Origin of the sequence: Pseudomonas sp. FH1 (assembly GCF_000510895.2) — a bacterium.
Lineage (GTDB): Bacteria > Pseudomonadota > Gammaproteobacteria > Pseudomonadales > Pseudomonadaceae > Aquipseudomonas > Aquipseudomonas azotoformans_A.
In genome coordinates this window covers 1-20,484 of the sequence record NZ_AOHM01000102.1, presented here as the reverse complement: position 1 = coordinate 20,484, position 20,484 = coordinate 1, and the positions used below count along the sequence as shown (strand labels likewise).

At 61.4% G+C, this 20,484-nt stretch carries 20 protein-coding genes and 1 pseudogene; 10 read left to right on the top strand and 11 right to left on the bottom strand.

Annotated features, from left to right (window positions below):
• Positions 1–54: 54 nt before the first annotated feature.
• From H096_RS24705 to dadA, 4 genes are all read right to left on the bottom strand, one after another.
• Positions 55–603, bottom strand: coding sequence for a cupin domain-containing protein (locus H096_RS24705; protein WP_003176893.1), 549 nt, complete (start codon positions 601–603; stop codon positions 55–57).
• A 116-nt stretch (positions 604–719) separates the two neighbouring features.
• Positions 720–1,793, bottom strand: coding sequence for an alanine racemase (alr, locus tag H096_RS24700; RefSeq protein ID WP_033901957.1), 1,074 nt, complete (start codon positions 1,791–1,793; stop codon positions 720–722).
• A 78-nt stretch (positions 1,794–1,871) separates the two neighbouring features.
• Positions 1,872–2,225, bottom strand: coding sequence for a RidA family protein (locus tag H096_RS24695; RefSeq protein ID WP_028618462.1), 354 nt, complete (start codon positions 2,223–2,225; stop codon positions 1,872–1,874).
• The gene (gene dadA / locus H096_RS24690) at positions 2,197–3,498 is read right to left on the bottom strand and encodes a D-amino acid dehydrogenase (RefSeq protein WP_016975912.1); all 1,302 of its coding nucleotides are present in this window, start codon (positions 3,496–3,498) and stop codon (positions 2,197–2,199) included. Before dadA ends, H096_RS24695 begins: the two co-directional genes overlap by 29 nt.
• A 156-nt stretch (positions 3,499–3,654) precedes the next feature.
• On the opposite strand from dadA, the gene H096_RS24685 reads away from it, so the two are divergent.
• A complete protein-coding gene (locus tag H096_RS24685; RefSeq protein ID WP_003176896.1) occupies positions 3,655–4,143 on the top strand; it encodes an Lrp/AsnC ligand binding domain-containing protein in 489 nt (162 codons plus the stop codon).
• A 7-nt stretch (positions 4,144–4,150) separates the two neighbouring features.
• Here the strand turns inward: H096_RS24685 and H096_RS24680 are convergent, their stop codons facing one another.
• Entirely contained in the window at positions 4,151–4,504 is a 354-nt protein-coding gene (locus H096_RS24680; protein WP_016975913.1) for a YkgJ family cysteine cluster protein, read from the bottom strand.
• Positions 4,505–4,619: 115 nt separating this feature from the next.
• On the opposite strand from H096_RS24680, the gene H096_RS24675 reads away from it, so the two are divergent.
• A complete protein-coding gene (locus H096_RS24675; RefSeq protein ID WP_033901956.1) occupies positions 4,620–5,912 on the top strand; it encodes an FAD-binding oxidoreductase in 1,293 nt (430 codons plus the stop codon).
• Between the two features lies 1 nt (position 5,913).
• Here the strand turns inward: H096_RS24675 and H096_RS24670 are convergent, their stop codons facing one another.
• Positions 5,914–6,138 (bottom strand): DUF1127 domain-containing protein, encoded by a 225-nt coding sequence (locus tag H096_RS24670; protein WP_016975915.1) that lies wholly within the window; start codon positions 6,136–6,138, stop codon positions 5,914–5,916.
• Positions 6,139–6,305: 167 nt separating this feature from the next.
• On the opposite strand from H096_RS24670, the gene H096_RS24665 reads away from it, so the two are divergent.
• Positions 6,306–7,730, top strand: coding sequence for a PLP-dependent aminotransferase family protein (locus H096_RS24665; RefSeq protein WP_033901955.1), 1,425 nt, complete (start codon positions 6,306–6,308; stop codon positions 7,728–7,730).
• Positions 7,731–7,792: 62 nt separating this feature from the next.
• On the top strand, positions 7,793–9,361 hold the full coding sequence (locus H096_RS24660; protein ID WP_033901954.1) for a phospholipase D family protein: 1,569 nt from the start codon (positions 7,793–7,795) through the stop codon (positions 9,359–9,361).
• Here the strand turns inward: H096_RS24660 and H096_RS24655 are convergent.
• On the bottom strand, positions 9,358–10,500 hold the full coding sequence (locus H096_RS24655) for an MFS transporter (RefSeq protein WP_033901953.1): 1,143 nt from the start codon (positions 10,498–10,500) through the stop codon (positions 9,358–9,360). The genes H096_RS24660 and H096_RS24655 overlap by 4 nt on opposite strands.
• A gap of 160 nt (positions 10,501–10,660) precedes the next feature.
• Complete coding sequence (locus H096_RS24650; RefSeq protein WP_016975920.1) at positions 10,661–12,154, bottom strand: aldehyde dehydrogenase; 1,494 nt, start codon at positions 12,152–12,154, stop codon at positions 10,661–10,663.
• Positions 12,155–12,383: 229 nt separating this feature from the next.
• Here H096_RS24650 and H096_RS24645 point away from each other — a divergent pair, with 229 nt between their 5' ends.
• The gene (locus H096_RS24645; RefSeq protein ID WP_016975921.1) at positions 12,384–12,746 is read left to right on the top strand and encodes a cupin domain-containing protein; all 363 of its coding nucleotides are present in this window, start codon (positions 12,384–12,386) and stop codon (positions 12,744–12,746) included.
• 71 nt (positions 12,747–12,817) lie between these two features.
• Here H096_RS24645 and rpmG read toward each other — a convergent pair whose 3' ends face one another.
• Both rpmG and rpmB read right to left on the bottom strand, forming a co-directional pair.
• A complete protein-coding gene (gene rpmG, locus H096_RS24640) occupies positions 12,818–12,973 on the bottom strand; it encodes a 50S ribosomal protein L33 (RefSeq protein ID WP_003176906.1) in 156 nt (51 codons plus the stop codon).
• 11 nt (positions 12,974–12,984) lie between these two features.
• Positions 12,985–13,218, bottom strand: a complete 234-nt coding sequence (rpmB, locus tag H096_RS24635; RefSeq protein ID WP_010207494.1) for a 50S ribosomal protein L28 — start codon at positions 13,216–13,218, stop codon at positions 12,985–12,987.
• Between the two features lie 458 nt (positions 13,219–13,676).
• Between rpmB and H096_RS24630 the strand changes: the two genes are divergently transcribed.
• Positions 13,677–15,269, top strand: a complete 1,593-nt coding sequence (locus H096_RS24630; RefSeq protein ID WP_033901952.1) for an ABC transporter substrate-binding protein — start codon at positions 13,677–13,679, stop codon at positions 15,267–15,269.
• Positions 15,270–15,340: 71 nt separating this feature from the next.
• On the opposite strand, the gene radC is transcribed toward H096_RS24630, so the two are convergent.
• Positions 15,341–16,015, bottom strand: a complete 675-nt coding sequence (gene radC / locus H096_RS24625; protein WP_033901951.1) for a DNA repair protein RadC — start codon at positions 16,013–16,015, stop codon at positions 15,341–15,343.
• A gap of 157 nt (positions 16,016–16,172) precedes the next feature.
• Between radC and coaBC the strand changes: the two genes are divergently transcribed.
• From coaBC to argB, 4 genes and pseudogenes are all read left to right on the top strand, one after another.
• A complete protein-coding gene (gene coaBC / locus H096_RS24620) occupies positions 16,173–17,381 on the top strand; it encodes a bifunctional phosphopantothenoylcysteine decarboxylase/phosphopantothenate--cysteine ligase CoaBC (RefSeq protein ID WP_033901950.1) in 1,209 nt (402 codons plus the stop codon).
• 5 nt (positions 17,382–17,386) lie between these two features.
• Positions 17,387–17,842 (top strand): dUTP diphosphatase, encoded by a 456-nt coding sequence (gene dut / locus H096_RS24615; RefSeq protein WP_010207501.1) that lies wholly within the window; start codon positions 17,387–17,389, stop codon positions 17,840–17,842.
• Positions 17,843–18,088: 246 nt separating this feature from the next.
• Positions 18,089–19,504, top strand: a pseudogene (locus H096_RS24610) (phosphomannomutase/phosphoglucomutase); the annotation flags it as partial.
• Between the two features lie 19 nt (positions 19,505–19,523).
• A complete protein-coding gene (gene argB, locus H096_RS24605; RefSeq protein WP_033901948.1) occupies positions 19,524–20,429 on the top strand; it encodes an acetylglutamate kinase in 906 nt (301 codons plus the stop codon).
• Positions 20,430–20,484 lie beyond the last annotated feature (55 nt).

Sequence of the window (20,484 nt, the reverse complement as noted above, 5' to 3'; positions counted from 1 at the left end):
CTTCACGGATACAGCTACGGGAGTCTCTGCAACGCTGGCAGGACGCCTCTTTTCTTAAAAGTTCGCGGGTGTGGCTGCGCTGATTAGTCGCGCCGGCACGTCGAACGGATTACGAAAACGATGAGGCTTGGTGCTTTCAAAGTAGTAGCTATCGCCGGCTTCAAGCACAAAAGTTTCAAGACCGACCACCAACTCCAGGCGACCTTCCACCAGAATCCCGGTTTCTTCGCCTTCGTGGGTGAGCATTTCTTCGCCCGTGTCGGCACCCGGTGGGTAGATTTCGTTGAGAAATGCAATCGCCCGGCTGGGGTGCGCCCGGCCTACCAGTTTCATGGTGACGGCGCCGTCAGAGATGTCGATCAGCTCATTGGCTTTATAGACGATCTGCGTCGGTATTTCCTGGAGGATCTCCTCGGAAAAGAACTCGACCATGGACATGGGGATGCCGCCCAGCACCTTGCGCAAGGAGCTGATCGAGGGGCTGACGCTGTTTTTTTCGATCATCGAAATGGTGCTGTTGGTGACACCCGCACGCTTGGCGAGCTCGCGCTGGGAAAGACCCTTCAGTTTACGGATGGATTGCAGTCGTTCGCCGACGTCCAATGCAGGAGCCTCCTAGGATTCAGGCTTTGTTGTAATTGAGCGTTATCATGGCGACAGCGTTCAGTATTTACAACACTTGGGCCTAAATCCCAGGCGGTTGCGTTCGTACCGGGCGATCAAGCGCCGGAATAGAGCCTTGGCACGCGGCGCAGGTTGCAGAACAGTTGGTAGGGAATGGTCTCGGCAGCGACCGCGACATCACTGGCAAGGATGTTTTTACCCCACAGTTCCACGGTGGAACCGAGCCCGGCCTGCGGTACGTCCGTCAGGTCGATGCACAGCATGTCCATCGACACACGACCCAGCAATTGGCTGCGCTGCCCCGCCACCAGCACCTGCGTGCCGGTCGGCGCGTGACGCGGGTAGCCATCGGCATAACCTATGGCAACAACGCCGATGCGCATTGGCTTGGGCGTAATGAACTTGGCGCCGTACCCCACCGGTTCACCGGCTGGCAGTTCACGCACGCAGATAACCTTGGACTCCAAGGTCATCACCGGCTGCAAACGCGCGGCCACGGCCTGGTCTTCGCCAAATGGCGTGGCGCCGTACAGCATGATGCCGGGGCGCACCCAGTCGCTGGACACATTCGGCCAGCCCATCACCGACGGCGAATTGCGCAAGCTGACCTCGGCCGACAAGCCCTGGCGCGCTGCTTCAAACACCGCCACCTGTTCATCGCTGCGCACGCAGTCAAGTTCATCGGCGCGGGCGAAGTGGCTCATCAAAACGATCTTGGCGACTTTGCCACTGGCCAGCAGGCGTTGGTAAGCCTCGTGATAGTCCTTGGGATGCAGGCCAACGCGGTGCATGCCGGAATCCAGCTTGAGCCAGATGGTCAGCGGTTTGCTCAGCTTGGCCTGCTCAATCGCATCCAACTGCCACAGCGAATGCACCACGCACCAGAAGTCATGCTCGATGATCAGCGGCAGCTCGTCGGCCTCGAAAAAACCTTCCAGCAGCACCACTGGCGCACGAATCCCGGCGGCACGCAGCTCCAGGGCTTCCTCGATACACGCCACGGCAAACCCATCGGCCTCGGCTTCCAGCGCCTGGGCCACGCGCACGGCGCCATGCCCGTAGGCATCGGCCTTGATCACGGCAAGGGCCTTGGCCCCCGTGACTTCACGGGCCAATCGGTAGTTGTGGCGCAGGGCTTGGAGATCGATCAGGGCACGGGCAGGACGCATGGCGGCAGGCTTCTAGGCGGCAGAGTGAAGAAAAACCGGCACCGACCGACAACGCCGGCACCGGGAGAGGGATCGTTACTAAGGCAGGGCCGCCACGACGGACAGCTCCACCAGGATTTCCGGTTCGCACAGCTTGGCTTCCACCGTGGCACGGGCTGGCGCGACACCTTTGGGCAGCCACTTGTCCCACACCGCGTTCATGCCGGCGAAGTCTGCGTCGATGTCCTTCAGGTAGATCGTCACCGACAGCAGCTTGCTCTTGTCAGTGCCCGCCAGGTCGAGCAAGCGCTCGATATTGGCCAGGGTTTCACGGGTCTGCTGTTCAATCCCGGCGTTCATGTCGTCGCCGACTTGCCCGGCCAAATACACGGTACCGCTGTGGACAACGATCTGGCTCATGCGCTCATTGGTGAGCTGGCGCTGGATTGACATGTTGTGCGGACTCCTGGTGGTTGCCATAACGGGAAATATCGAGGCCTTCGGCGCTGATCTGCGGGGTTTTCTTCGCCATCAGGTCGGCCAGCAAACGACCGGAGCCACAAGCCATGGTCCAACCGAGGGTGCCGTGGCCGGTATTCAGGAACAGGTTCTTGAACGGGGTGGCACCGACAATCGGCGTGCCGTCGGGGGTGGTCGGGCGCAGGCCGGTCCAGAAACTGGCTTCGGTCAAATCGCCGCCCTGAGGATAAAGGTCGTTGACGATCATCTCCAGGGTTTCGCGCCGACGCGGATTCAGCGACAGGTCAAAACCGGCTATTTCAGCCATGCCACCGACGCGGATGCGGTTGTCGAAACGGGTGATCGCGACCTTGTAGGTCTCGTCGAGGATGGTCGAAGTCGGCGCCATCGCCGGGTTGGTGATCGGCACGGTCAGCGAGTAGCCCTTGAGCGGGTACACCGGCGCCTTGATCCCCAGCGGCTTGAGCAATTTCGGCGAGTAACTGCCGAGCGCCAGTACGTAGCGGTCGGCGGTTTCCAGCTTGCCGTCGATCCACACGCCGTTGATGCGGTCACCGGCGTAGTCGAGGCGCTGGATGTCTTGTTCGAAGCGGAACTCCACACCGAGTTGCTTGCACATGTCGACCAGGCGGGTGGTGAACATCTGGCAGTCGCCGGTCTGGTCGTTCGGCAGCCGCAAGGCGCCCGCGAGGATATCGGTGACGCTGGCCAGGGCCGGCTCAACGCGGGCAATGCCGGCGCGGTCGAGCACTTCGAACGGCACGCCGGACTCTTTCAACACAGCGATGTCCTTGGCCGCGCCATCCAGCTGCGCCTGGGTGCGGAACAGTTGTGTCGTCCCCAGGCTACGTCCTTCGTAGGCAATGCCGGTTTCAGCGCGCAGTTCGTCGAGGCAGTCGCGGCTGTACTCGGACAGGCGCACCATACGCTCCTTGTTCACCGCATAACGGTTGGCGGTGCAGTTGCGCAGCATCTGCGCCATCCACAGGTATTGGTCGATATCGGCGGTGGCCTTGATGGCCAGTGGTGCGTGGCGTTGGAGCAGCCACTTGATGGCCTTGAGCGGCACGCCCGGCGCGGCCCATGGCGACGCATAACCTGGGGACACCTGGCCGGCGTTGGCGAAACTGGTTTCCATGGCAGCAGCGGGCTGACGGTCGACGACCACCACTTCAAAGCCGGCCCGCGCCAAATAGTAGGCACTGGTCACACCAATGACGCCGCTACCCAAGACCAGAACGCGCATTTTTATATCCTCATCGCGGGCATGGCCGCTGACGTGTGTTATTCGAGCAATGATGAGCGCAGTTTAAAAAACAATTGCCAGTGCATTTCACTATATAACTGCCTATATTTGGCGACAATTCTCGGCAAAAACCCTTTTCACAGAGGCGTATCCCCTATGCGTACCAACACCCAGACCAAGCGGGAGCTGGACAAGATCGACCGCAACATCCTGCGCATCCTGCAAACCGATGGGCGTATTTCGTTCACGGAGCTGGGGGAAAAAGTCGGGCTGTCGACCACGCCCTGTACCGAGCGTGTGCGTCGGCTGGAGCGCGAAGGGATCATCATGGGCTACAACGCGCGGCTCAACCCACAGCATTTGAAAGGCAGTTTGCTGGTATTTGTCGAGATCAGCCTCGATTACAAGTCCGGCGACACCTTTGAGGAGTTTCGCCGCGCCGTGCTGAAACTGCCCCATGTGCTGGAGTGCCATTTGGTCTCAGGCGACTTCGATTACCTGGTAAAGGCACGGATTTCCGAGATGGCGTCGTACCGCAAACTGCTGGGCGATATCCTGCTCAAGCTGCCCCACGTGCGGGAGTCCAAGAGCTATATCGTGATGGAAGAGGTGAAAGAGAGCCTGAACCTACCGATTCCGGACTGAATAGCGGCTAAACCAAGACCTGCCGGGTGCTCGCCATGTACTCATGGATCTGTTTCTCCACCCGCGGATGAATCAGCTCCACCGGGCGCCGCCCATTCGGGCACGGCAAAGTCTTGGTGGTGCCGAACAGCCGGCAGATCAGCGGTCGCTCGTCGTACACCGTGCAACCGTTGGGGCCCAGGTGCACACAGTTCAGTTCATCCATGGCCGCATCCTGCTCCGCGGCGGTCTTGCGCGGCAGGCGCGACATTTCCTCGGGCGAGGTGGTCACCGGCCCACAGCAGTCGTGGCAACCGGGGACGCACTCGAACGAAGGAATCTGCCGACGCAGCGCGCTGATTTTCTGACTGTTGCAACTCATCGAAACACATACCGAACGGCGAATAGGCGTGGATTCTGCCGCAAAACGCCCTGCGCAGACAGCGTCATCCGACCGCTGTATCCTGCGTCAAATTTTCCAAACAGGGAGGCAACCCATGACTGCCAGCGCCCGGCACACCACTTCCTATTACGCCGCCAGCAGCGTGCCGCAACCTGATTACCCGGTGCTGACGGGCGAAGTGACGGCCGATGTCTGCGTAGTGGGCGGCGGTTTTTCCGGGCTGAACACGGCGTTGGAGCTGGCGGAACGGGGTTTGCGCGTGGTGTTGCTGGAGGCACGCAAGATCGCCTGGGGCGCCAGTGGACGCAACGGCGGCCAGTTGATCCGTGGCGTCGGCCATGGCCTGGACCAGTTCGCCAATGTGATCGGCAGCGATGGCGTGCGCCAGATGAAGCTGATGGGCCTGGAAGCCGTGGAGATCGTGCGTGAGCGCGTCGAACGCTTCCAGATCCCCTGCGACCTGACCTGGGGTTACTGCGACCTCGCCAACAAGCCTCGCGACCTGCAAGGCCTGGCCGACGACGCGGAAGAGCTGCGCGGCCTGGGCTATCGTCACGAAGTGCGCTTGCTGCAGGCCAACGAGATGAGCAGCGTGATCGGTTCGGATCGCTACGTGGGCGGCATGATCGACATGGGCTCCGGCCACCTGCACCCGCTGAACCTGGCCCTCGGCGAAGCCGCTGCCGCGCAGCAGCTGGGCGTGAAGCTGTTCGAGCAGTCTGAAGTCACCCGCATCGACTACGGCCCCGAAGTCAACGTGCACACCGCCCAGGGCAACGTGCGCGCAAAGACCTTGGTGTTGGCCTGCAATGCCTACCTCAATGGCCTCAATCCACACCTGAGCGGCAAAGTATTGCCCGCCGGCAGCTACATCATCGCCACCGAACCGTTGAGCGAAGCCCAGGCCACCCAACTGCTGCCGCAAAACATGGCGGTGTGCGACCAGCGTGTCACCGTGGATTACTTCCGGCTGTCCGCCGACCGTCGCCTGCTGTTCGGCGGCGCCTGTCACTACTCCGGGCGCGATCCGAAGGACATCGGCGCCTACATGCGCCCGAAAATGCTCCAGGTCTTCCCGCAATTGGCCGACGTGAATATCGATTTTCAATGGGGCGGCATGATCGGCATCGGTGCCAATCGCTTGCCGCAGATTGGCCGCCTGGCCGATCAACCCAACGTGTATTACGCCCAGGCCTACGCCGGCCATGGCCTCAACGCCACCCATCTGGCGGGCAAGTTGCTGGCCGAAGCCATCAGTGGCGAGCAACAGGGGCGCTTCGACCTGTTCGCCCAGGTGCCACACATCACCTTCCCCGGCGGCAAGCACTTGCGCTCGCCGCTGTTGGCCCTGGGGATGCTCTGGCATCGCCTCAAAGAGCTGGTGTGATTCAGTCGCGCCAGAAGGGTTTCAGACCTTCCTGGCGCGCCTGTTCGGCGGTCAACCCGACATCGCGCAATTGTTCACGGGTCAGATGCAGCAACGCCTTACGCGTGTGACGACGGTGCCAGAACAGACCCCAGCGGCTGATATCGCGCGGCGCCGTCGCCCGCTCTTGCCCTGCCTGCAGTTCCTGACCGTGTAGCGCCAGCCGCACATCGCTCATGCCGTTCATTTTGCCGCCCCTCATTTGCCTTGTTGCCTTGAGTGACAAGCATGGGCGCCGGGCAAAAACCATTACAGATTCAACCCGTTTTTATTAAATCCATACAGATACTGCCTATGGGCGGCTGAATCCTGTATTTTCTGGCTATCTGTAATGGTTTCTCGGGAGCGAATGCCATGACCCTGTACATGAACCTCGCCGAATTACTGGGCACCCGCATCGAACAGGGCTTCTATCGCCCTGGAGACAGGCTGCCTTCTGTACGGGCTTTGAGCGTAGAACACGGGGTCAGCCTGAGTACCGTGCAACAAGCCTATCGCTTGCTGGAAGACAACGGCCTGGCAATGCCCAAGCCGAAATCCGGTTACTTCGTACCCGTCGGCCGCGATTTGCCGGCCCTGCCCGAAGTCGGGCGTCCGGCGCAACGGCCCGTAGAGATATCCCAGTGGGACCAGGTACTGGAGTTGATTCGCGCAGTACCGCGCAAAGATGTCATACAGATGGGGCGCGGCATGCCGGATGTATTGTCGCCAACCATGAAGCCGCTGCTGCGCAGCCTTGCCCGCGTTAGCCGACGCCAGGATCTGCCGGGGCTGTATTACGACAATATTCTCGGCTGTATGGAATTGCGCGAACAGATCGCGCGACTGTCACTGGATTCCGGCTGCCAACTGACGGCCGAGGACATCGTGATCACCACCGGTTGCCATGAGGCGCTGTCCGCGAGCATCCATGCGATCTGCGAGCCTGGCGACATCGTCGCGGTGGACTCGCCGAGCTTCCACGGCGCCATGCAGACCCTCAAGGGCCTGGGCATGAAGGCCCTGGAAATCCCCACCGACCCGATCACCGGCATCAGCCTGGAAGCCCTGGAATTGGCGCTGGAACAGTGGCCGATCAAGGTTATCCAGCTGACCCCCAACTGCAACAACCCACTGGGTTACATCATGCCCGAGGCGCGCAAAAAGGCGCTGCTGACCCTGGCCCAGCGTTTTGACGTGGCGATCATCGAGGACGATGTGTATGGCGAACTGGCCTACAGCTACCCACGCCCGCGCACCATCAAGTCCTTCGATGAGGACGGCCGTGTATTGTTGTGCAGCTCGTTTTCGAAAACCCTGGCGCCGGGTTTGCGCATCGGCTGGGTCGCGCCCGGTCGTTACCTGGAACGGGTGCTGCACATGAAGTACATCAGCACCGGCTGCACCGCGACACAACCGCAGATCGCCATTGCCGAATTCCTCAAAGGTGGTCATTTCGAACCGCATTTGCGGCGGATGCGCACCCAATACCAGCGCAATCGCGACTTGATGCTCGACTGGGTCAGCCGCTACTTCCCGGCAGGCACTCGCGCCAGCCGCCCTCAAGGCAGCTTCATGCTGTGGGTCGAACTGCCGGAGGGCTTCGATACGCTGAAACTCAACCGCATCCTGATTGAACAAGGCGTACAGGTGGCCGTCGGCAGCATCTTTTCGGCATCGGGCAAATACCGGAACTGCCTGCGCATGAACTACGGGGCCAAGCCCACGCCGCAGATTGAAGAAGCCGTGCGCAAGGTGGGTGCTGCCGCCATCAAGCTGCTGACCGAGGCCGCCGACTGACCTTTCGTGGGAATTTGCCGTCATATGTCGACAACCGCCCTGATCTGGAAGCAACTCCCTTGATGATTCAACGGCTATTACCGTTTTTCCTGTTGGGAGCCCTGGCCCTGGGCGGCTGCGCGACGGTGAGCACGCCGCGCATCCCCAGCGACGCCCTGCCCGCCGCGCAATCGTCGTTCGGCCGCTCGATCCAGGCCCAGGCCGCGCCGTATCAAGGCCGCTCCGGCTTTCGCCTGCTGCCCAACAGCAGCGAGGCGTTCATGGCCCGCGCCGAGCTGATCCGCAACGCCCAGACCAGCCTCGACCTGCAGTACTACATCGTGCACGACGGCATCAGCACGCGCATGTTGGTGGACGAACTGCTCAAGGCCGCCGACCGTGGCGTGCGTGTGCGCATCCTGCTGGACGACACCACCAGCGACGGCCTCGACCAGATCATCGCCACCCTCGCCGCCCACCCCAAGATCGAGATCCGCCTGTTCAACCCCTTGCACCTGGGGCGTAGCACGGGCGTCACGCGGGCCATGGGCCGGCTGTTCAACCTGTCGCTGCAACATCGGCGCATGCACAACAAGCTGTGGCTGGCGGACAACAGCGTGGCCATCGTCGGCGGGCGCAACCTGGGGGATGAATATTTCGACGCCGAGCCCAACCTGAACTTCACCGACATCGACATGCTCAGCGTGGGCCCGGTGGCCGAGCAGTTGGGCCACAGTTTCGACCAGTATTGGAACAGCGCCCTGAGCAAGCCGATTGATGACTTTGTCTCCAATACGCCCTCCAAAGGCGACCTGGCCGCCGCCCGCGTGCGCCTGGAAGCGTCCCTGGCCGAATCACGCCAGCAGAACCACGCGCTGTACAACCGCTTGCGCACCTATCAGACCCAACCGCGCATGGACACCTGGCGTCGCGAGCTGATCTGGGCCTGGAACCAGGCGCTGTGGGATGCGCCGAGCAAGGTGCTGGCCAAGGCCGACCCGGATCCTCGACTGTTGCTCACCACCCAACTGGCGCCGGAGTTGGAGGGCGTCAATCACGAGTTGATGATGATCTCGGCGTACTTCGTGCCAGGGCAACCGGGGCTGGTGTACTTGACCGGCCGCGCCGATGCAGGTGTGTCGGTAAGCCTGCTGACCAATTCCCTGGAAGCCACCGACGTGCCTGCCGTGCACGGCGGTTATGCGCCGTATCGCAAGGCCCTGCTGGAGCACGGCGTGAAGCTGTATGAGCTACGCCGCCAACCGGGCGACCCCAGCGGCGGCAGCGGCCCACATTTGTTTCGCCGGGGCACCTTCCGCGGTTCGGATTCAAGCCTGCACAGCAAGGCGATGATCTTTGATCGGGAGAAGTCGTTTATCGGTTCATTCAACTTCGACCCGCGCTCGGTGCTGTGGAACACCGAAGTCGGGGTGCTGGTCGATAGCCCAGAGCTGGCCGAACATGTGCGCAACCTGGCACTGCAAGGCATGGCGCCGCCCTTGAGCTATGAGGCGAAACTGCAGGATGGCCAAGTGGTGTGGGTGACCGAAGATAACGGCCAACTGCACACCCTGACCCGCGAACCGGGCAGTTGGTGGCGACGCTTCAATGCCTGGTTTGCCACCAGCGTCGGCCTGGAGCGCATGCTCTAGGCCGGCTGCGCCGCGCCAAATGCACCTTGGCGCAGCAACAACACCACCAACCCCAACGCACCCGCCGCCATCAGCAACGGCAATGCATGCCCGCTGATCCACTGACTGCCGGCGCCGGCCACCAGCGGGCCGATCAGGCAACCGATCCCCCACAACTGCGCCACGTGGGCATTGGCGCGCACCAGTGCATCGTCGCGGTAACGCTCGCCGATCAGGATCAACGACAGGGTGAACAAGCCTCCGGCACTGGCGCCGAACAACACCCAGATAGGCCAGATCAACATCGTGTGCATCAGCGGTGGGATCGCCAGGCTCGATACCAGCAACAACACCGCACAGCTCAGGAACAGCGTGCGTCGCGGCAGGTAGTCGGCCAGCGCGCCGATGGGCAACTGCAGTAGCGCATCGCCGACCACCACCGTGCTGACCATGGCCAGGGCGATCTCGGCGGTGAAGCCTTGTTGCAGGCAATACACCGGCAACAACGTCAGAATCATCGCCTCGAAGGCGGCGAATAAAGCCACCGCCCAGGCAATCGCCGGCAGGCTCAGGCAGAAGCGCCACAGGTCGGCGAAGGTCACGCTGAAGGACTCGGCGGTCGGCGCGCCGGATCGCCCCAGCAACAGGAATGGCGCCACCACTAACAGGCCTACGCCGACCCAGAAACCGTAATCATGGTCGGTGCCGATCAAGCCCAACAGCAACGGACCTGACAGTTGGCTCAAGGCATAACTGCAGCCATACAGCGCCACCAGCCTGCCGCGCCACTGCTCCACCACCAATTGGTTGATCCAGCTTTCGCCGAGGATAAACACGATGGTCAGGATCACCCCGATCATCAGGCGCAGCACCAGCCAAACCGGGTAACTGGGCAGGATCGCCAGCAAGCCGATGGACACCGCGCCCGCCCACAGGCACAGGCGCATGAGGTTGGCGGTGCCCAGCCATGAGGCCATGCGACTGGAGACCTTCGCGCCGAGCAGTACGCCAAAGGCCGGCATCGCCGCCATCACACCGATGGCGAAACTGCCGTAACCCCAGCTTTCGAGGCGCAGGGACACCAGCGGCATGCTGACGCCCAAGGCCAAACCGACGCTGAGTACCGAGGCCAGGACGGCGAAATAAGTCGCCCAACGCATTTCCACGCTCCTGTGGATAATTTTCAGGGAGTGCAAAACGAACTGTAGGAGCGAGCTTGCTCGCGAAAAACGTTAACGATGACGCGCCTATCCTGGATAAACGCGGCGCCTTCTAGTTCTTCGCGAGCAAGCTCGCTCCTACAGGGATCAGCGGTGTGGCTTAGAGCTTGATCCAGGTCGCCTTCAGCTCGGTGTACTTGTCGAACGCATGCAGCGACTTGTCGCGACCGTTGCCCGACTGCTTGAAGCCACCGAACGGCGCGGTCATGTCGCCGCCGTCGTACTGGTTGACCCACACGCTACCGGCGCGCAGGGCTTTGGCCGTGAGGTGCGCCTTGGAGATATCGGCTGTCCACACGGCTGCGGCCAAGCCGTAGATGGTGTCGTTGGCAATGGCGACCGCTTCTTCGGCGCTGTCGAAGGTGATCACCGACAGGACCGGGCCAAAGATCTCTTCCTTGGCGATCTTCATGGCGTTGGTCACGCCGTCGAAAATCGTCGGCTCCACATAAGTGCCGCCGGTTTCTTCCAGCGTGCGCTTGCCACCGGCGACCAACTTGGCGCCATCGGCATGGCCAGCTTCGATGTAGGACAGCACGGTATTCATCTGCTGGGTGTCCACCAGTGCGCCGACGTTGGTGGCCGGATCCAGTGGATTGCCAGGCTTCCAGCCCTTGAGGGCTTCGATCACCAGCGGCAGGAATGTGTCCTTGATGGAACGCTCGACCAGCAGGCGCGAACCGGCGGTGCAGACTTCGCCCTGGTTGAAGGCGATGGCACCTGCGGCGGATTCGGCGGCGGCTTGCAGGTCGGGCGCATCGGCAAACACGATGTTCGGGCTCTTGCCGCCCGCTTCCAGCCACACGCGCTTCATGTTCGATTCGCCGGAGCGGATCAACAGCTGCTTGGCGATTTTGGTCGAACCGGTGAACACCAGGGTGTCGACGTCCATATGCAGCGCCAGCGCGTTGCCCACGGTGTGACCGTAGCCTGGCAGCACGTTGAACACGCCTTTTGGAATACCGGCTTCAACGGCCAGGGCCGCGATGCGGATGGCGGTCAGCGGGGATTTTTCGGACGGTTTGAGGATCACCGAGTTACCGGTGGACAGCGCCGGGCCGAGCTTCCAGCAAGCCATCATCAGAGGGAAGTTCCACGGCACGATCGCGCCAACCACACCAACCGGCTCACGGGTCACCAGGCCCAGCTGGTCGTGCGGGGTGGCGGCGACTTCGTCGTAGATCTTGTCGATGGCCTCGCCGCTCCAGCTCAGGGCATTGGCTGCGCCGGGTACGTCGATGTTCAGGGAGTCGCTGATCGGCTTGCCCATGTCCAGGGTTTCGAGCAGTGCCAGCTCTTCGGCATTGGCCTTGAGCAAGGCTGCGAAACGCAGCATGGCGGACTTACGCTTGGCGGGTGCCAGGCGCGACCACACACCGGAATTGAAGGTGGCGCGGGCGTTTTCGACGGCGCGCTGGGCGTCGGCGGCGTCACAGCTGGCAACGGTAGCCAGCAGGCGGCCGTCGACCGGGCTGATGCATTCGAAGGTGTCACCGGAAACGGCGGCGGTGTATTCGCCATTGATGTAGGCGCGGCCTTCGATCTTCAGATCCTTGGCGCGTTGTTCCCAGTCGGCACGGGTCAGGGTGGTCATGCGAGTGTCCTCCTCTTATTGAATACAAGGGCCAGGGGATGTCCCACGGCAGCCTCAAAGAATTCTTGCCCGCCAGCCAATGGTTCGGCGCAAGGCAGCTGCCACCCTAAACCAGCGGCCGGGGATGTTTCAATATATTTGACATAACGCCGGTAAACGCCCTTGCGATGTTCATTTTAATAAACATAGACTTTGGGCTCTCCAACCGCAGGCCAGACGGGACACGCACATGAGCATCCAGGACATCGTCGACTTCAGCCAAGCCAAGACCGCCGCCGAGCGCTACCGCCCCGCCGCCGAAAAAATCCTCAAGGGTGATCCCGAGCAGACGATCTACAACCACTACAACAGCCCCTGCGGCCAGATGAGCGCGGGCGTGTGGGAAGGTGAAGTCGGGCAGTGGAAGGTCAACTACACCGAGCATGAGTACTGCGAAATTGTGCAGGGTGTTTCAGTACTGCGTGATGCCGATGGCAACGCCAAGACCTTGCGCGCCGGTGACCGTTTCGTGATCCCCGCCGGGTTCAGCGGCACCTGGGAAGTGCTGGAACCCTGCCGCAAGATCTACGTAGTGTTTGAACAGAAAGCCTGACCGGCAAATCGCAGGCAAAAAAAAGCCCGGATCGTGAGATACGGGCTTTTTTTCACAAGGAGGAAAATCAATTACTTGATTTTGCCTTCTTTGTAGATCACGTGCTTGCGAACGCGCGGGTCGAACATTTTCTTTTCGAGCTTGTCCGGGGTAGTACGCTTGTTCTTGTCGGTAGTGTAGAAGTGACCAGTACCGGCGCTAGAGATCATTCGAATCAATTCACGCATGATATAGCTCCTTAGATTGTGCCAGCGCGGCGCAATTCAGCCAGCACGACAGTGATGCCACGCTTGTCGATGATGCGCATGCCTTTAGCAGATACGCGCAGACGGACGAAACGTTTCTCTTCTTCAACCCAGAAGCGGTGATGCTGCAGGTTCGGCAGGAAACGACGACGGGTTTTGTTATTTGCGTGGGAAATGTTATTCCCAGTCACCGGACCCTTACCGGTAACTTGACAGACTCTCGACATGCCTCAGCCCTCTAAAACCACATGCCCAACCCGGCATGGGTTGGCCGCTTAATCTCTCAGTCATTTGGCGCCAGGCGCCGCGTTTCTTTAGGGTCTTACCGGCTACACCTACAAGCGAAGGAACCGGGCCCCTAGAAAAGAGCGCTGCTTTATACCAGAAAGACCCAGGTGCAACAACAGCCAGAGTGTTTTTACTGGCGTAAATCTCGGCGACAGACGCCTGAACCGTTGCCAGGAGGGGCCGCTGTCACAGCCGACCGCTCGTCGCACAGAATGATTTACAGCGCCCGCGCGCACGATGAAGTGCTCGGCAAAACGCGCTGAGGTGCCATCAAAACAGCATTTGGCGCAAAAGCACAGGCAAAAATGGGCTAGTCATTTACCAATCAGACCACTACGGTAGGACTTTTCCAGACTGCACTCGCAGATGGGCCTTCGATCTGCAAAGGAAACCGAACATGCGCCTCGCTGCCCTACCGCTATTGCTCGCCCCTCTTTTTATCGCGCCGCTGGCCTCTGCCGCCAGCAACCTGAGCGTCTGCACCGAGGCCAGCCCCGAAGGTTTCGATGTGGTGCAATACAACTCGCTGACCACCACCAACGCCTCGGCCGATGTGCTGATGAACCGCCTGGTGGACTACGACGCGGCCAGCGGCAAACTGGTGCCCAGCCTGGCGGACAGCTGGGAAGTCTCGCCGGATGGCCTGACCTATACCTTCAAGCTGCACCCGGATGTGAAATTCCACCGTACCGAATACTTCACCCCCAGCCGTACCCTGACCGCCGAAGACGTGCGCTTCAGCTTCGAGCGCATGCTCGACCCGGCCAACCCATGGCACAAGATCGCCCAGAGTGGCTTCCCCCATGCGCAATCGTTGCAACTGCCGACGCTGGTCAAGAAAATCGACGCTCTTGACCCGCTGACCGTGCGCTTCACCCTGGACCACGCCGACTCTACCTTCCTCGCGGCCCTGAGCATGGGTTTTGCCTCGATCTACCCGGCGGAATACGCCGACAAACTGCTCAAGGCCGGCACGCCGGAGAAGCTCAACAGCCAGCCGATCGGTACCGGGCCGTTCATCTTCAGTCGTTTTCAGAAAGATGCAGTGGTGCGCTACAAGGCCAACCCGGACTACTTCGCCGGCAAACCGGCTGTGGATAACTTGATCTTCGCCATCACCCCGGACGCCAACGTGCGCCTGCAAAAACTGCATCGCGACGAGTGCCAGATTGCCCTGTCTCCCAAGCCGTTGGATGTGGGTGAAGCCGAAAAGGACCCAGCGCTCAAGGTGGAGAAAACCGCCGCCTTCATGACCGCCTTCGTGGCCATCAACAGCCAGCACCCGCCTCTGGACAAGCCCGAAGTGCGCCAGGCAATCAACCTGGCGTTCGACAAGGGCAGCTACCTCAAGGCCGTATTTGAAGGCACCGCCGAAGCCGCCAACGGCCCCTACCCGCCTAACACCTGGAGCTACGCCAAGGACCTGCCGGGTTATCCACAGGACCTCGCCAAGGCCAAGGCACTGCTGGACCGCGCCGGGCTCAAGGATGGCTTCAAGACCACTATCTGGACCCGCCCCACCGGCAGCCTGCTGAACCCCAACCCGAACCTCGGCGCACAACTGTTGCAGGCTGACCTGGCCAAGGTCGGCATCCAGGCCGAGATCCGCGCGATCGAATGGGGTGAGCTGATCCGCCGCGCCAAGGCCGGCGAGCACGACCTGCTGTTCATGGGCTGGGCCGGCGACAACGGCGACCCGGATAACTTCCTGACCCCGCAGTTCTCCTGCGCGGCGGTGAAATCCGGCACCAACTTCGCCCGCTATTGCGACCCCGCGCTGGACAAGCTGATCAGCGCCGGCAAGACCACCAGCGAGCAAGGCGTACGCAGCAAGCTCTACCAGCAGGCCCAGGCGCAGATCCAGCAACAGGCACTGTGGTTGCCGCTCGCGCACCCGACCGCGTTTGCCCTGGCCCGCAAGAATGTCGAGGGCTACCAGGTGAGCCCGTTCGGGCGCCAGGACTTTTCGAACGTTAGCGTCAAGCCCTAAGCTGCAAGCTGCAAGCCCTAAGCTGCAAGCCCACTTGAGGCTTGCAGCTTCAACCTTGCAGCTGCTCCCCCCTACATCCACCCATACTCCGCCATCGACAGTGGATCGCCATCCCCCACGATGATGTGATCCAACACCCGCACATCCACCACCTCCAAGGCTTTTTGCAGCAGCTTGGTCAATTTTCGATCAGCCGCACTCGGCTCAAGGCTGCCGGAAGGATGGTTGTGACACAGGATCAACGCCGCTGCGTTGTACGCCAGGGCACGCTTGACCACTTGCCGGGGATAGACCATCGCCGTATCGATGGTGCCCTGGGACAACGCCTCGAAACCCAGCACCCGGTGTTTTGAGTCGAGAAACAGGCAGCCGAAGGTCTCATGCGGCTCATGGCGCAACAGTGCCTTGAGGTAATCCCGCACGGCCACCGGGCTTTCCAGCACCGAATCCTGGCGCAGGCGCTCGGCCATGTGGCGCCGGGCCATTTCCAGCACCGCCTGCAACTGGGCGAACTTTGCCGGCCCCAGCCCCAATTGCTGGCTGAACAGCGCCTGACTGGCCTCCAGCAACGGGCGCAAGCCGCCAAATTGCGCCAACAGATGGCGCGCCAGGTCCACCGCGCTACGACCGGAAACCCCGGTACGCAGGAAGATCGCCAGCAACTCGGCATCCGACAGACTCGCTGCGCCCCATTCCAAAAGCTTTTCCCGGGGCCGCTCTGCCACCGGCCAATCGCGAATACTCATCCCACCTCCCTCTCCATATGCACCATGGCATGTGCGTCGCTGTTGCCTGACGGACGCTGTGTTATCGTAGGCCCTCTTTTTTGCGTGTGATTTCCCCTGGGGAGGGGGCATCGCAGGCGTCACTGAACTGGCATCACTGAACTGGAAAGGCAAACCAATGCAGCGTCTGTATCGGAAACGCATCGTTCTCGGCGTTGGCGGCGGCATTGCCGCCTACAAGAGCGCAGAACTGGTTCGCAGGCTCCTGGACCAAGGCGCCGAAGTGCGCGTGGTCATGACCCGCGGTGGCAGTGAGTTCATCACCCCGCTGACCATGCAAGCGCTGTCCGGCCACCCGGTTCACCTGGACCTGCTGGACCCGGCAGCCGAAGCCGCCATGGGCCATATCGAGCTGGCCAAATGGGCCGACCTGGTACTGATCGCCCCGGGCACCGCCGACCTGATCGCCCGCCTGGCCCAAGGCATCGCCGATGACCTGCTGACCACCCTGGTACTGGCCACCGACGCCACCGTCGCCATCGCCCCGGCCATGAACCAGGCCATGTGGCGCGACCCGGCCACCCAGGCCAACACCCAGCTCCTGCAAAGCCGTGGCCTCAAGGTGTTCGGCCCGGCGTCCGGCAGCCAAGCCTGCGGTGACGTCGGCATGGGCCGCATGCTTGAAGCCACCGACCTCGCACTCTGTGCGGCGGACTGCTTCCAACACCTGGCCCTGACCGGCAAGCACGTGCTGATCACCGCCGGCCCGACCCAGGAAAATATCGACCCGGTGCGCTACATCACCAACCATAGCTCAGGAAAAATGGGCTTTGCTTTGGCTGAAGCGGCGGTCGAGGCAGGCGCGCGCGTCACCCTGATCACCGGCCCGGTGCATTTGCCGACCCCGGATCGGGTCACGCGAATCGACGTAGTCAGCGCCCGCGACATGCTGGCAGCCTGTGAGGCGGCCATTCCGTGCGACCTGTTCATCGCCTCGGCAGCGGTTGCGGACTACCGCCCGGAAGTGGTCGCCCCGCAAAAGCTTAAGAAGGACCCTACAAGCGGCGACGGCCTGCTCCTGCAAATGGTGCGCAATCCAGACATCCTGGCCACCATTGCCACCCGCGCAGACCGTCCGTTCAGCGTCGGCTTCGCCGCCGAGACCGAGCATTTGCTGGACTACGCCGCACGCAAATTGAAAGACAAAAACCTCGACCTGATCGTTGCCAACGATGTCGCCAACCCGAGCATCGGCTTCAACAGCGAGGAAAACGCCTGCAGCGTGATCGACCGCGACCTGCACGCCACCCTTTTCGCCCAGACCAGCAAGGGCAAGATTGCCCGCCAACTGATCTCTTTTATCGCCCAACGGCTGAACCAGGTTTAATTTCCATGCACGCTTTGCAAGCCAAGATCCTCGACCCACGCATCGGTAACGAATTCCCACTGCCGGCCTACGCCACGCCTGGCTCCGCCGGCCTGGACCTGCGCGCCATGCTCAAGGAAGACACCGTCCTTGAACCGGGCCAGACCCTCCTGATTCCGACCGGCCTGTCGATCTACGTGGGCGACCCTGGCCTGGCGGCGCTGATCCTGCCGCGCTCCGGCCTGGGCCACAAACACGGCATCGTGCTGGGCAACCTGGTCGGCCTGATCGACTCGGACTACCAGGGCGAACTGATGGTGTCATGCTGGAACCGTGGCCAGACCGCCTTCAACATCGCCGTCGGCGAGCGTATTGCCCAACTGGTACTGGTGCCAGTGGTGCAGGCGCACTTCGAACTGGTAGAGGAATTCGATGAAACCCAACGCGGCGCAGGCGGTTTTGGGCATTCCGGCAGTCACTGACTAAGCTGAACCTGGCCGGGCGCCGTTGCCCGGCCAGACGCCACCGCTGGGCTTTTCAGGACGAAGAATGCGCGGATTTTATCAGCGAGATTTCTCCATAGAAATCAAAGCATTACGCAGACATCAAGACGGAGCCAACGCTCCGATGGCATTTTTGCACCACGAACTCTCTGCCGAAAACACCGTCATACCCTTCAGTTTGAGCCTGCCGGTCAGCCACATTAAGGCCAGCCTTGCCCCTTTCAGATGGAGTTTCCCCCCGCGATGAGTACCGCAGCCCGCGTAGCCCCGACATTCCCCGACAGCATCTTTCGCGCCTATGACATCCGTGGCGTGGTGCCCAAGACCCTGACGGCCGAAACCGCCTACTGGATTGGCCGTGCCATCGGCTCCCAGAGCCTGGCCCAGGACGAGCCGAACGTTTCGGTCGGCCGTGACGGTCGCCTGTCCGGCCCGGAGTTGGTGGAGCAACTGATCCAGGGCCTGGCCGACAGCGGTTGCCATGTCAGCGATGTGGGCCTGGTGCCGACGCCCGCGCTGTATTACGCCGCCAACGTCCTGGCCGGCAAGTCCGGGGTGATGCTGACCGGCAGCCATAACCCGTCGGACTACAACGGCTTCAAGATCGTCATCGCTGGCGACACCCTGGCCAATGAACAGATCCAGGCCTTGCACGACCGCCTGAAAAACAACGATCTGACCAGCGGCAAGGGCAGCATCACCCAAGTCGACATCCTGAAACGCTACTCTGATGAAATCACCCGTGACGTCAAGCTCGCGCGCCGCCTCAAAGTGGTGGTGGATTGCGGCAACGGCGCGGCTGGCGTGATCGCCCCGCAGCTGCTCGAAGCCCTGAACTGCGAAGTGATCCCGTTGTTCTGCGAAGTCGACGGCCACTTCCCCAACCACCACCCGGACCCAGGCAAGCCGGAAAACCTGGTGGACCTGATCGCCAAGGTCAAGGAAACCGGGGCTGACGTCGGCTTGGCCTTTGACGGTGACGGCGACCGCGTCGGCGTGGTGACTGAGACCGGCGAGATCGTGTTCCCCGACCGCCTGCTGATGCTGTTTGCCCGCGACGTGGTGGCGCGCAACGCCAACGCCGAGATCATCTTCGACGTGAAGTGCACCCGCCGCCTCACGCCACTGATCAAGGAATATGGCGGTCGCCCGCTAATGTGGAAGACCGGTCACTCGTTGATCAAAAAGAAAATGAAGGAAACCGGCGCGCTGTTGGCCGGCGAAATGAGCGGCCACGTGTTCTTCAAGGAGCGCTGGTTCGGCTTTGACGACGGTATTTACAGCGCCGCGCGGTTGCTGGAGATCCTCAGCAAGGAAAAATCCACGGCTGAAGAGCTGTTCCAGACCTTCCCGAACGATATTTCTACGCCAGAGATCAATATCCATGTGACCGAGGAGAGCAAATTCAGCATCATTGACGCACTGCACGATGCGCAATGGGGCGAAGGCGCCAACCTGACCACCATTGATGGTGTGCGAGTCGATTACGCCAAAGGCTGGGGCCTGGTTCGCGCGTCCAACACCACACCGGTGCTGGTCCTGCGTTTCGAGGCGGATACCGAGGCTGAGTTGCAGCGCATCAAGGACGTGTTCCACGCCCAGTTGAAACGTGTTGCCCCTGATCTCCAATTACCGTTCTGATTTTTTACCGGAGCCCTGAATGACCCTCGAACGCGAAGCCGCTGCCAACACTGCCAAGGTCCTGTCCGAAGCGTTGCCTTACATCCGACGCTATGTCGGCAAGACGCTGGTGATCAAGTACGGCGGCAATGCCATGGAAAGCGACGAGCTGAAAACCGGCTTTGCCCGTGACATCGTGTTGATGAAAGCCGTGGGGATCAACCCGGTGGTGGTGCACGGCGGCGGCCCGCAAATCGGCGACCTGCTCAAGCGCTTGTCGATCGAGAGTCACTTCATCGATGGGATGCGCGTTACTGACGCGCAGACCATGGACGTGGTGGAAATGGTGCTCGGTGGCCAGGTCAACAAGGACATCGTCAACCTGATCAACCGCCACGGCGGGAGCGCCATCGGCCTGACCGGCAAGGACGCGGAGCTGATCCGCGCGAAAAAACTGACGGTGACCCGTCAGACACCGGAAATGACCCAACCGGAAATCATCGACATCGGCCAAGTGGGCGAAGTGGTTGGCGTAAACACCGACCTGCTGAACCTGCTGGTCAAAGGCGACTTCATTCCGGTGATCGCGCCGATCGGCGTGGGCGCCAATGGCGAGTCCTACAACATCAACGCCGACCTGGTGGCCGGCAAGGTGGCCGAAGCATTGAAAGCTGAAAAGCTGATGCTGCTGACCAACATCGCCGGCCTGATGGACAAAGAAGGCAAGGTATTGACCGGCTTGTCCACGCAACAAGTGGACGAGTTGATCGCCGACGGCACCATCTACGGCGGCATGCTGCCGAAGATCCGTTGCGCGCTGGAAGCGGTGCAAGGCGGCGTGGGCAGCTCGTTGATCATTGATGGCCGGGTACCGAATGCGGTATTGCTGGAGATCTTCACGGATACCGGCATGGGCACGCTGATCAGTAACCGCAAGCGTCCTTAACGGCTACAAACAAAAAGGCCCCGCTCAATCTGATTGAGCGGGGCCTTTTTATTTG